Raw genomic sequence first — 12389 nt, forward strand, 5'->3', positions numbered from 1 at the left:
TCCACAGGTTTTTCGAGTACGCTTATGGATGGGAGGTGAACCACATGACGGTACAATTACCGATTCGGTTTCGCAATATATTCTTTATTCTCATCGGTTCATTCATTTTTGCGTTCGGCGTGTTTCATTTTAACGTCCAAAACAACTTGGCCGAAGGCGGTTTCACCGGGATCACGTTGATTCTGCGCGGCTTGTTCGGTTGGTCGCCATCGATCACGAACTTGGCGCTCAATCTGCCGCTCTTCTTCGTCAGCTACAAGCTGCTCGGGCGGACGACGTTCATCTATACGCTCGTCGGGACGTTCAGCTTTTCGCTCTGGTATGGGCTGATCGCCAAGTACTCGAACCTCGTCATCGATTTGACCGATGACATGGTGCTCGCGAGTTTATTCGCAGGTCTGTTCATCGGCGTCGGTCTCGGCATCATTTTCAACAACGGCGGGACGACCGGGGGCATCGATATTATCGCTCGCCTCGTCCAACGTTACGTCGGTTGGTCGATCGGCAAGACGTTCCTCGTGTTCGACTTTTTCGTCATCGTCCTCAGTTTGACGTATCTCGACATCCGCGAGGCGATGTATACGCTCCTAGCCGTCTATATCGGCGCCCGCGTCATCGATTCGATGCAGGAAGGCACATATGCCGGTAAGGCCGCGATGATCATCAGCGACCACCGGACCGCCATCGCCGACGGCATCCACGCGACGATGAACCGCGGGACGACTCGTCTGCTCGCGAAAGGCGGCTATTCGAATAAAGAGCTCGAAGTGATTTACGTCGTCGTCGGACGCAACGAGGTCAACCGCCTCAAGACGATCGTCAAACAGATCGACCCGCACGCTTTCGTCACGTTCCATCACGTATACGAAGTCGGCGGCGAAGGGTTCACGTTCGACGAGAATCGCGTACCGCTCAAATAAAAAAGACGAACGCATCCCCAAACTAAGGATGCGTTCGTCTCTTTTGTGCGGACGCCTTCTCTATCGTTCGATCCGTTTGACTTCAAAGTAAAGAGCACCGCCCGGCGAATCGATACTAGCCGTCTCCCCGACTCGTTTTCCGATCAAGCCGCTTCCGAGCGGGGACGAGACCGAGATCGTCCCGTTCGCCAAATCAGCCTCGAGCTCACCGACGATCCGATACGTCTCGTCCTCACCGTCCGGCAGTTCCCTGATCCATACCTCCACTCCGAAACCGACGCGATCCGTTGGCGCATCATCCTCGATCATCGCGTCGGCAAGCACGCGCTCGAGTTCAACAATTTTCGCCTCGATGCGCTCTTGTTCCCGGACCGCCTCAAAGTACGTCACGTCTTCTCTAAAGTCACAAAATTTGCGCGCCATCTTCACTCGTTCGAGCGCCTCGCTCCGGCCGCTTCCGCGGAGCGACTCGAGCTGTTCGATGAGACGAAGACGGCCTGACTTCGTCAACTGTGGTTTTGCCATACAATTCCCCTCCTCATACAAAAAAATCCCGTCAGTCGACGGGATCGATTCTATTCATCGCGTGGCATAAAGACGATCAGTGCGAGACGGATCAGTTCGGCAACCGCGACAAGTGTCGCTGCGACATAAGTCCAAGCAGCCGCGTTCAACACTTTACGGGCACCTGACTCTTCCGTCGCGGTCACGATCCCGTGACTCGTCAATTCGGCCATGGCGCGTTTCGAGGCGTCAAATTCGACCGGGAGCGTGACGAGTTGGAACAAGACCGCCCCGAGCATCATGACGACACCGAGCTGGGCGAGTCCCATCGCACCTAAGAGGAAACCTCCTATGAGCAACGGGAACGACAAGTTTGACGTGATGTTCACTACCGGCACGAGCCGATGGCGGACACGCATCATCTTGTAATCGGTTGCGTCTTGGATAACGTGGCCGATCTCATGGGCCGCGATCGCCGCCGACGAGATTGTCGCCCCTTGATATACTTCTCGTGACAAGCGGACGACTTTATTTGTCGGGTCGTAATGGTCACTCATCAAACCGTCGACCATCTCGATGCGGACATCGTGCACACCGTTTTGTTTCATGATGAAGTCAGCGACTTGAGCGCCGGTGACACCGCTTTGAATCGGTTGTTGTAAAAACTTTTTGTACGTACTTTTCACTCGCATCTGAGCCCATAACGGGATGAGCATGATCAGCGCGAGATAGAAAATATAGCCACCTAATGACATTTTCTATATCACCTCTGCGTATATTTGATATCTCGATTTTACATTCTTATGAACTTATTATCAAGCGAAGCGCGCAGGATGAGTCGGTATCCCACAAAAAAACATATTCCCGTCAACCAGAACGACCCGTAGCCGATCCACATAATATGCTCGGCGAGCGACGGATAACGCGGCCATTGTCCGAGCACGTAGTCGACGACGTCGTTATGGATGACCCAGATGAGCGTCAAGACGAACGACGACATGGTCCAACGCATGAACGGAGCGTATAGAAACGCTTGGACCGCCATCGCGCCGTGAGACAGCATGAGCATGACGGCCATGAGCACGATGAACGTATCCGCGTCGTCTCCTAGCTTCATGAGGAACAAGACGTTCATGACGACGGCCCATACCCCGTATTTGACGAGTGTAATGAAGGCGAGCGTCTCGATGAGCGGTGAACTTTTTTTGAGCAGCCACAGCGCCAGGACGATTGTGAAAAATAGTGACGCCGTCGGGCTGTCCGGTACGAACGGCCAATAGATGAGCGGCGTGTCGCGAAGCTGTGGTTCATACCAGACGTATCCGTAAATCGTGCCGAGCAGATTGACGATGAAGAGGAACGTTAAAACGGCTTTATGTTTTAGAAAGGGAAGCAACAGCGTATAGTTCATGAAATTATTCCGTCCTTTTTTCTTTATTGTAGCTTTCGTTGCCGATAAGTAAAAGAGTGTAGCCCATAAAGGACTACACTCGATTGCTTACTGATTATTTTCGCCGCCTTCACCGTATGAAGCGATGAACTCGGACATGGCTTGAAGGTCTTCATCCGAACCGTCCCACTGACCGGCCGGCATCGTACCGACACCATTGACCGCGATATCCGCGATCTCTTCAGCCGTGTAGACCGTTCCGACGAGTCCTGGAGCTGCCGCCCCGCCCTCGAGGTTTTGACCGTGGCAGTTCACACAAGATTGGGCTGCATAAATCTCATAGCCAGGTGCGGCTGTGTCGATTTCAGGTCCTTCGCCCGGAACTTCAAGAATCCCTTGCTCATGAACTTGATCCCAATGCGTCGTTTGAACAGATTCCCACGTCAAGTACATGATCGAGAGAATCCCGAGCAGCATGAAGCTGATCGCGACCGGTCGTTTGGCCGGACGACGTTCGAGTCCTTGATCAAGCCAAGGTGCGATCAAGAGAGCCGTGAACGCGACTCCAGGCAAGATGACCGTTCCAAGCAGGATCCAGTCTCCCGCCGCGAATTGGTACTTGAGCAATTGATACAAGAACAAGAAATACCAGTCTGGTAATGGAATGTATGACGTGTTCGTTGGATCGGCAATATTTTGGAGCGGTGCTGCCTCGACGATTGTCAAGGCGATGAATCCGATCAAGAAGACCGAACCGACCATCCACTCTTTAAGCAAGAAGTTCGGCCAGAACGCTTCAGTGCGTCCTGGATATTCAGAATAGTCTTTAGCAATATTTTGTTTCCGATTCCCGATTCCTACTCGAGAGTCGGTTACAAATTTCATCCCTTTACCGCGATGCATATCGTTTCTCCTCCTTTTTGTCTTCGAATCGGCTTATAGCGGTCCAGAAATTCCTTGTTTACGAATCATCAGGAAGTGGGCTCCGAGGAGTCCGAACAAGGCCGCCGGTAAGAAGAAGACGTGAATGGCGAAGAAGTTCGTGAGCGTCCGTGCCCCGACGATCTCACCACCGGCGAGAAGGGTCTTGGCGATTCCACCAATGACAGGAACACTTTCGGCAATTTGAAGCGTAACTTTCGTTGCGAACAACGCTTTCATATCCCAAGGCAACAAGTAACCTGTAAGACCGAGCGCCAAGACGACGAAGAACAAGAGGACTCCGACGACCCAGTTGAGTTCGCGTGGTTTCTTATACGACCCGGTGAAGAACACGCGGAGCGTGTGTAAGAACAACATGACGATCGCGACCGATGCGCCCCAATGGTGCATCCCACGAACGATTTGTCCGTGTGCGATTTCGTTCTGTAAGTAATACACCGATGCGTGGGCATTGATGATATCTGGAACGTAGTACATCGTCAAGAACATCCCTGACAGAATTTGAATCACGACCGTGAAAAATGTCAGACCGCCGAAGCAATAAACAAATGCTGAAAAGTGATGGGCAGGGTTGACGTGTTCCGGTACTTCATGGTCAGCGATGTCGCGCCATAACGGCGTGATGTCGACGCGTTCATCGACCCAATCATAAATTTTTTGTAACATCGACTATTTCCCCCTCTCACAACTGTGCGACTGGACTGCCCAAGTATAGGAAGCCGTCTTTTTCTTCTTTTTCATAGCGTGCCAACGGTGATGTCGGAGGTGTACCCGGAATGTTCGTTCCGTCTTTTTCGTAACGTCCGAAGTGACACGGACAGAAAAACTCTGACGGTCTTGTCGGATCTCCACCATAACCTACTTGACAGCCAAGATGCGTACAGATAGGAGAGAGTGCGATTATTTCACCGTTCTCGTCTTTGAACACCCATGCTGAAAGTGTTTCTTCAAATTCATACCAAGCGTCTTGCGTTTGTTTTTTAAAGTCGACACGTTGCGGCTCAGTCGTGATGTCGTCAAGACTCATGACCTTCACTTTGTCGCCCGCACCCGATTTTTTCAAGACCGGATCGATCGCAAAGTTGACCATCGGACTGATCAATGTTGCCGCCATAAAGCCACCTACACCAGTTAACGTATACGTTAAGAACTGACGGCGTGTGACTTTTGACCCATTTTGAGCCATTTGGTTCCCCCCTCATTCGTGTGCATAACCCCATAATTCTTTATGCATTCTTCACAAAAATTTCTCACTCACCAAAATAGTATATCAATAAAACCTCTACGTCAACCGCTTCATGTCGCCATCCAACGGCCCGAAAGCTCTGTAATGACTTGTGTCGCAAAATTTTGGACCATCGTGTGCGACTGCTCCCCCGACATGCCTTTTAAGGCAAGTGGCGGAACGAATATGATCGGTAACTCGAACGCTTTGAAGCGAACGTCTGAAGAGATGAACAACACGTGGGCAAACCCGGCCGTCGTTGCTTTTGCCATGACTGCGCATGCAAGTTCGTACCCGGCCTCGACATCGAGATAGCTAAGCGTCGGATTCAGCATCGTCCGTCCAGACAGCTGTCGTTCGGTTTCAAGCGCCACCGCTTGGACGACCTCGTAGCTTTCGGCTTTACGCACCATCTCCTCATCAAACGCCAGTTCGACGAGTGGGACGATGAGCGTATCGACGTATTGGCGTTCGGTCAGCGATTTCAACGCATCCATGCCATCGAACCTCATCTTCCTCCTCCTCTCTTTAGAAGACATACATCATCATGTCCATTGTAGCGTACCTACATTCGCTTCCTCTCGAAAGTTATGAACGAAATGTGAAATTATTGTGTATTCCTACGTCATTAATATACCAAAAAACAAGCGCTTTCCATAACGGAAGCGCTTGTTTTTTCTAAAATAATTTCGATGCTCTCACTTGATGAAGTTTGCTTGTCAAATTACGAAACAGCTTCTCGTCCCGGCGATCAAGCGCCTCGTCAATCTCGACGAGCAGACGCTCTTCCTCGAACTGGGCGACCGATGCTCGAATGACCGTCTGGGCCGAGTTCGTCACTTCGTCTTTAATCTCGGCGACAGGCTCAAACGGATTGAGCTCGACGATGTCGATCCAACTCTCATCAATCATCATCCCTTGAAAGTTTAGTTCGACATAAATCGTCCCGTCGTGGAGCCGAATGTCATGGTACGCCTTTTCCGGATTGACCGTGATGAGGTCACCTCGTCGGTAACGGAACGGTTCCCCTTCGAAGCCGTACGCCGTCATGACGAGGCTGCGCGGTGAAACCGAGGCGTTCGTCACGAAATGAACGTTCCCAAGTTTTTCAGGATGTCTAAGCCAATAATCAATGATCCATTTGGCCTCTCGCTTACGAAGCGTATGATGAGCGAGGAATCGCTTTAAAAAATTCTTTTTCCGCTCGACCATATGACCCCATCTCCTTTATATTGATTAATCGCGATCCGTCAACAAGTCGATCCGCTCTTCGAGAATTTGGCGGTCGATCATATCCACGGTGAGCGCAAGCGTTTGCTCGAGCACACGTTGCGCCTTGTCACGCTGTCCTTCTTCTATCAATAGTGTAGCCCATTCAGTCGAAAATGACACGTCCTCTTTATAAACTTGTTCGATAGAAGTGTATAGATTGACGGCCTGTTCATAGTCCTCGAGTTCATAGGCGGCTTTCGCCTTGTACCACGTCATGAGCGTCGACGTCGAGTGCTCTTCGAGCGCATCGATTGTCTCGAGTACGGCTTCCATGTCTCCCGCTTCGAACAAGATTGACAACAGCAGTTCGGTCGCTTGAAGCGATTCCGGGTTCAAGGCGAGCGCTTCGCGGAGCTCATTGACCGCTTCGTCTGTGCGGCCTTGCTTCAAGAACAGCTTCGCTTTGACAGTGCGCAGCTCATCGTTATAGTCGTCACGGTCGATCCCTTGATCGATCACTTCGAGCGCTTCATCGATGCGACCGAGTTCCTCGAGTGCTTCCGTATACGGCAAGTAAAGCGATGTAAAGTCAGGGTCCATCAAGCGGAGCTCTTCGAACTGTTTGATGGCGACCTCATCACGTCCGATGCGGTGGGCCGTCATCGCATGTCCGAACACGGTGTTCAGATTGCGGTTCTCTGTCTTCTCGAATTCATCGAGCGCTTCTTCAAACGAGCCGATCATCGTCAGTGCTTCAGCGTAATCGGCTTGATAATCGAGTTCTTCGGGTAATCGCAAGTGCGGTAAGCGAGCATAGAGCGGTACCGCCTGTTCAAACGAACCGATCGAGGCGTATAGTTCGGCCAGCCCATAGACGAGCAGCGGCTCGTCCGGATTCGCCTGTAACGCTTCCATCAATTTCTTGACCGCGACTTCGTCAAGTCCTTGCGATTGATACAAATCAGCTAATAAGACGAGACTTCTCATGTGCGCCTCTTTGTCGCTCGCATCGATCGTTTCAAGGACGGCGATCGCTTCTTCTTCCCGGTCGCTGTCGAGATACGCTTCAGCGAGCGACAGCGCCACGTGCGGGTTGCCCGCGTAGTCGACATACAGTGCTGCTAGTAAATTCACAGCCCGGTCGGCGAGGCCCAGTTCGAGATATAGGTCGGCAATCGCCAACCGATCTTCGTCCGAACCTTCTGTCTCAAGCGCTTCAAGGTGCGCCAAGGCGTGCTCGGTCTCACCTTTTTCGAGCATCTTGATTATATGGTTTAATACTGATTCGTCTAACATAATTAATTTCCTCCTACCACTTTCAGGTATTGCCGTTATTCTATCTCACGACCGAGCCGTTGTAAATCGTCACGAAAATGAGGGTAACTGATTTCAGAGGCTTCGATCCCGTCGATGACGACGGGTTCGTCGATCAGTAAAGCTGCCACTTGTAGCATCATCGATAGACGATGGTCCGCATGCGAGGACACATGACCAGCCTGAAGCCGGCTCGGGAAAACGCTGAACCCGTCTTCGGTCTCGCGGATATCGACACCGAGCGCCGCGAGCTCGCTCGCGACCGTCTTGATCCGATCGGTCTCTTTCACACGCAGTTCACCCGCATCCTTTACGACTGACGGGCTCGACGCCTGCGACGCGACGAGAGCGAAGAGTGGGAGTTCATCGATTTGTCGTGGGATGGCCTCGCCTTCGAGCGTCACCCCTTGAAGTTCGCTCGTCGTCACCGTCACATCTCCGACCGTCTCTTCCCCGAGTGGTCGCAGCCGAGTGATCTCGACGTTCGCTCCCATACGCTCAAGTGTTCGTAAAAAGCCGATTCTCGTCTCGTTCAAACAGACGTCGGTCGTCGTCACGCGGCTGTTTGGGACGATGGCGGCCCCGGCCCAGAAGAAAGCAGCCGACGACGGGTCGGCTGGCACGTCGACTGTCGCCCCGTCGAGGTGACTTGACGATAGCCGGATCGTCCGCACGCCATCTTCGTTCGTGATCTCGACTCGTCCACCAAACAGCGGCAGCATCCGTTCCGTATGGTCGCGTGACAGCATCGGTTCCCGGACAATCGTCGTCCCGTCAGCGCGAAGACCGGCCAATAGGATAGCAGACTTCACTTGCGCGCTCGCGACCGGTAACGTGTAATCGATCCCGCTCAAGCGCCGCCCCTTGATCCGAACAGGGGCGAATTCGCCGTCGATGTCGGCCCCCATCTGTCGAAGCGGTTCAGTGATTCGACGCATCGGCCGTTTCGAGAGCGAGTCGTCTCCGACGAGCGTGAACTCACCCGAATATCCGGAGACGAGACCCGAGAGCAGGCGCATCGTCGTCCCCGAATTCCCGCAGTCAAGCGTGGCCGGAACGACTGACGCGACACCTTTGATTCGGAGACGCTCGTCGAGTTCTTCGACGCTTGCCCCGAGACTGCGGACCGCATCGATCGTCGAACGGCAATCTGCCCCAAGGAGCGGATTCATGACGACCGTCTCCCCGCTCGCTATCGCGCCGAATAAGATCGCGCGGTGCGTGATCGACTTATCACTCGGTACTCGAATCAATCCATTCAACCCCATCAGAACCATCCTTTCAACTGTATGTATGCTTCAGCAAGCCGCTCGGACGGCACCGCCTCAACGGTAACCGCTTCACCGAGCAACACGAAACGGACTTGTCCATCTCGATTTTTCTTGTCGAGCCCCATCACCGTCAAATACGTCTCGAACGGTTTCCATTCAACCCGGCTGACGCGGCGCGCCCGCATCCAAGCGGCGAGCTTACTGGCCCGATCCGTGTCTCCTCCGACGAGAAAGGCGTATACCATGCCATACAGCACCGCCTCCCCGTGCGACAGCCGATACCGTTCGACCGACTCTAAAGCGTGCCCGAACGTATGACCAAAGTTGAGCCACGCCCGGACTCCATGTTCCCGTTCGTCTGCCTCGACGACGACACGTTTCACTTCAATCCCGCGCGCAAGCCACAATTCCCAGTCTAGCGTACCAACTGACAACGCCTGAAACAGTTCATCCTCGAATGAAGCAGCGAGGACGTAACGTGACAAGTAAGCATGTTTAATCAACTCACCGAGCCCGCTCAAGACGTCACGATTGCTCAGCGTCTCGAGACGGGACACGTTATAATGCACACCGATCGGTTGATAAAACGCACCGATCGCATTTTTAGACAACGGGTGGTTGACGGCGACTTTGCCGCCGATCGCTGAATCATGGGCGAGCACAGTCGTCGGTACTTGGATGTAACGGACCCCTCGCATATACACACTCGCGAGAAAACCGGCCAAATCCCCGATCATGCCCCCGCCAAAAGCAACGACGAGCGTGTCGCGGTCACAGCGTGCGGTCAACCCGTCTGTCACGAGTTTTTCAACGGTCTCGAGTGATTTCGAGCCGTCACCTGGCGTGACGACCGACCAAACAATCTGCGGATGAATGCCGGCTAGACGTTGTTTGAACACCTCGCCATGTAGCGCATCCACCGTCCGGTCTGTAATGACCCATACCGTCGAGCAAGCCGGGAAATAATCGACGCGGTCCAACCAGGCGTCGCTGTGCTCAATCGACACGTCATAAGGGACGGATGCGTCAACATGAATCGTCACCACGACCGGATTTCCTCACGATACGCCGCGACCCGCGACTGAATTCGTTTGACGGTGTCGTGTCCGAACGTCTCACACAACTCACGTGCGAGTTCGAACGCGACGACCGCCTCGACGACGAGTGACGCAGCCGGGACGGCACAAGCGTCACTTCGTTCGATTTGAGCGAGGAACGGTTGTTTCGTATCGATATCGACCGATTGCAACGGTTTGTAGAGCGTCGGAATCGGCTTCATCACGGCACTGCAGACGATTGGCATCCCGGTCGTCATCCCTCCTTCAAAACCGCCTAGATGGTTGCTCAATCTCGTATACCCGGACTCGTCATAGGCGATCGGGTCCATCACTTCCGATCCTGGACGGTACGCCATGTCAAATCCATCGCCAAAGGCAACTCCTTTGATGGCGTTGACGCTCATGACGGCGCGAGCGATGGCCGCATCGAGCTTGCGATCATATTGGACGTAAGAACCCAACCCTGGGATGACGCCATGCACTTCGGTGCAGACGACGCCGCCAAGTGAATCTCCGGCCGCTTTCGCTTCATCAATCAAACGCATCATCGCTTCACCGGACGTTTCGTCAGTCGTGCGTACGGGTGACGCCTCGATGACGGTCCGTAGTTCTTCGAGTGCTGCGTAGTGCTTCGGCGCGGACTCGATGCCGCCGATCACTTTCACATAGCTAACGAGCGACATGCCGACTGCGTCGAGCAACTGTTTGCTGAGCGCACCGACAGCGACGCGGGCCGCCGTCTCGCGGGCACTCGAACGTTCGAGCACGTCCCGAAGGTCTCGGTGGTCATACTTAAGACCGCCGACAAGGTCAGCATGTCCCGGACGAGGCCGAACGACCCGGCGCTTGATTTCAAACTGGTCGTCGACCGGCTCTGCCTGCATGACGTTCCGCCAATGCGCATGGTCTTTGTTTTCAATCCAAAACGAAACAGGGGCTCCGGTCGTCATCCCATGACGAACCCCAGCCCTCACCTCGATTTTGTCTGATTCAATTTGCATTCGGCGTCCACGGCCGTAGCCCGACTGACGTTTCGCCAACTCGCCGTTGATTGCCTCGACGTCGACGCTTAAGCCGGCCGGGACTCCTTCGATGATGACAGTCAATCCCGGTCCGTGTGACTCTCCCGCTGTCAAATAACGCATATGCGCCACCTCACTCCTCAAATTTTTCGTAGAAGAAACTTTGTTTCATCTTGTATCCGTAACGCTTCGGCTGGAAGATTTGTTCAGTCCCTCCGACGAAGAGGACCCCGCCCGGACGAAGCGAGCGGTGGAACGACTTGTACACTTTCTCTTTCGCCTCTTCCGTAAAGTAGATCAAAACGTTTCTACAGACGATCAAGTCAAAGTTACGTTCGTAGACGTCAGCGAGCAAGTTGTGCTTTTTGAACGTCACGAGTTTTTTAATCTCGTCCGAGACAAAATAGTCGTCATCTCGACGGGTGAAGTAACGATCTCGAAACTCAGGCGGCAAATCGACGAGCGCCCGTTCATGATACTTGCCTTGTTTCGCTTTTTCGATCACCAAGTCATCTAGGTCAGTCGCTGTGATCGTGAACTGGGCGGGTGACAAATGCTTCGACAATAACATCGCAAGTGAATACGGTTCTTCTCCCGTCGAACAAGCCGCGCTCCAGACCCGGAGTTTCCCTTGGCTTCTACGAATGAGCTCAGGCAACACGTCCGTCTCGAGCTGTTGCCAGCGGACCGGGTTTCGATAAAACTCACTGACGTTAATCGTCATCCGGTCTAAAAATTCGTCGTACAAACCTCGGTCTGACTCCATCGCTTTAAAATACTCGATAAATGTGGCGTAGCCCTTCTTCTCGCGGAGCGCGACCATTCGTCTTTTCATTTGTGCTTCTTTGTATAAATTCAAGTCGATTCCAGACTTTAAATAAAACTTTTTTACGAAGATCGCATAATCATTTATCACCAGTTCTAACCTCAATTCTTTCTCTTATCCTAGATCATGTCGTGTCCGAACATACGAAAGCGCTTTAATGCAAATAGAAAAAGGGACAGGAGGCCCCGTCCCTTTTATCGTCATCAAACGTGTGATGTTTCAGTCGCGAACCAGAGCGATAATTCTCTCTCGGCACTTTCTACGCTGTCTGAACCATGGATGACGTTTTGTGACATTGTCGAGGCCAAGTCGCCACGAATCGTTCCCGGCTGCGCGTCGAGTGGGTTCGTCTTGCCAATCATCAACCGAGACACGGCGACGACGTTCTCGCCTTCCCACTCCATCGCGACGACCGGACCTGACGTCAAGAATGCGACGAGTTCTCCAAAGAACGGTTTTTCCTTATGTTCCGCATAGTGCGATTCTGCAACCTCAACTGACGGCGTCAGCATTTCGAGACGGTTCAACGTGTACCCTTTGTTCTCGAAACGTGTGATGATTTCCCCAATCAAACCACGCTTCACCCCGTCAGGTTTTACCATTAAAAATGTCTTTTCCATACCCCTAGTCCCCCTAAATCAATATGTGTACCATGTACTTTATCAGTTTACACGGTCATCTTCATTTTTGAAAGGGTTTACAAGG

General features: G+C 52.9%; 15 protein-coding genes. 1 reads left to right on the top strand and 14 read right to left on the bottom strand.

From position 1 onward, the window contains the following. The first annotated feature begins 44 nt into the window (after positions 1-44). Positions 45-920 (top strand): YitT family protein, encoded by an 876-nt coding sequence (locus EVJ22_RS03820; protein ID WP_016509982.1) that lies wholly within the window; start codon positions 45-47, stop codon positions 918-920. Between the two features lie 60 nt (positions 921-980). Here EVJ22_RS03820 and EVJ22_RS03825 read toward each other — a convergent pair whose 3' ends face one another. The 14 genes from EVJ22_RS03825 to ndk all read right to left on the bottom strand — a co-directional run bounded on the left by EVJ22_RS03825 (position 981) and on the right by ndk (position 12304). Next, positions 981-1445 carry a GreA/GreB family elongation factor gene (locus EVJ22_RS03825; RefSeq protein WP_131443323.1) on the bottom strand — a complete coding sequence of 155 codons (465 nt, stop codon included), beginning with the start codon at positions 1443-1445 and terminating at the stop codon, positions 981-983. A gap of 50 nt (positions 1446-1495) precedes the next feature. Next, positions 1496-2179 carry a zinc metallopeptidase gene (locus EVJ22_RS03830; protein ID WP_071399662.1) on the bottom strand — a complete coding sequence of 228 codons (684 nt, stop codon included), beginning with the start codon at positions 2177-2179 and terminating at the stop codon, positions 1496-1498. 38 nt (positions 2180-2217) lie between these two features. Then, complete coding sequence (locus EVJ22_RS03835; protein ID WP_071399661.1) at positions 2218-2835, bottom strand: DUF1405 domain-containing protein; 618 nt, start codon at positions 2833-2835, stop codon at positions 2218-2220. Between the two features lie 87 nt (positions 2836-2922). Next, positions 2923-3717, bottom strand: coding sequence for a menaquinol-cytochrome c reductase cytochrome b/c subunit (locus EVJ22_RS03840; RefSeq protein ID WP_071399660.1), 795 nt, complete (start codon positions 3715-3717; stop codon positions 2923-2925). Positions 3718-3750: 33 nt separating this feature from the next. Continuing rightward, entirely contained in the window at positions 3751-4422 is a 672-nt protein-coding gene (qcrB, locus tag EVJ22_RS03845) for a menaquinol-cytochrome c reductase cytochrome b subunit (RefSeq protein WP_016509980.1), read from the bottom strand. A gap of 16 nt (positions 4423-4438) precedes the next feature. Continuing rightward, on the bottom strand, positions 4439-4942 hold the full coding sequence (locus tag EVJ22_RS03850) for a QcrA and Rieske domain-containing protein (protein ID WP_070327425.1): 504 nt from the start codon (positions 4940-4942) through the stop codon (positions 4439-4441). Between the two features lie 110 nt (positions 4943-5052). Further along, complete coding sequence (locus EVJ22_RS03855; protein WP_071399659.1) at positions 5053-5493, bottom strand: DUF2487 family protein; 441 nt, start codon at positions 5491-5493, stop codon at positions 5053-5055. A 166-nt stretch (positions 5494-5659) separates the two neighbouring features. Beyond that, on the bottom strand, positions 5660-6193 hold the full coding sequence (locus EVJ22_RS03860; RefSeq protein ID WP_016509965.1) for a ReoY family proteolytic degradation factor: 534 nt from the start codon (positions 6191-6193) through the stop codon (positions 5660-5662). Positions 6194-6217: 24 nt separating this feature from the next. Then, positions 6218-7489, bottom strand: coding sequence for a tetratricopeptide repeat protein (locus EVJ22_RS03865; protein WP_131443325.1), 1272 nt, complete (start codon positions 7487-7489; stop codon positions 6218-6220). A 35-nt stretch (positions 7490-7524) separates the two neighbouring features. Then, a complete protein-coding gene (gene aroA / locus EVJ22_RS03870; RefSeq protein WP_131443327.1) occupies positions 7525-8775 on the bottom strand; it encodes a 3-phosphoshikimate 1-carboxyvinyltransferase in 1251 nt (416 codons plus the stop codon). After that, positions 8775-9824 (bottom strand): 3-dehydroquinate synthase, encoded by a 1050-nt coding sequence (locus tag EVJ22_RS03875; RefSeq protein WP_131443329.1) that lies wholly within the window; start codon positions 9822-9824, stop codon positions 8775-8777. Before EVJ22_RS03875 ends, aroA begins: the two co-directional genes overlap by 1 nt. Continuing rightward, a complete protein-coding gene (gene aroC, locus EVJ22_RS03880; RefSeq protein ID WP_131443331.1) occupies positions 9818-10981 on the bottom strand; it encodes a chorismate synthase in 1164 nt (387 codons plus the stop codon). Before aroC ends, EVJ22_RS03875 begins: the two co-directional genes overlap by 7 nt. Positions 10982-10991: 10 nt before the next feature. Beyond that, entirely contained in the window at positions 10992-11771 is a 780-nt protein-coding gene (locus EVJ22_RS03885; protein ID WP_070327943.1) for a CheR family methyltransferase, read from the bottom strand. 116 nt (positions 11772-11887) lie between these two features. After that, a complete protein-coding gene (gene ndk, locus EVJ22_RS03890; RefSeq protein WP_070327431.1) occupies positions 11888-12304 on the bottom strand; it encodes a nucleoside-diphosphate kinase in 417 nt (138 codons plus the stop codon). Between the last annotated feature and the right edge of the window lie 85 nt (positions 12305-12389).

Source organism: Exiguobacterium sp. SH0S7, from assembly GCF_004337195.1.
In the GTDB taxonomy this organism is placed as follows: domain Bacteria; phylum Bacillota; class Bacilli; order Exiguobacteriales; family Exiguobacteriaceae; genus Exiguobacterium; species Exiguobacterium aurantiacum_A.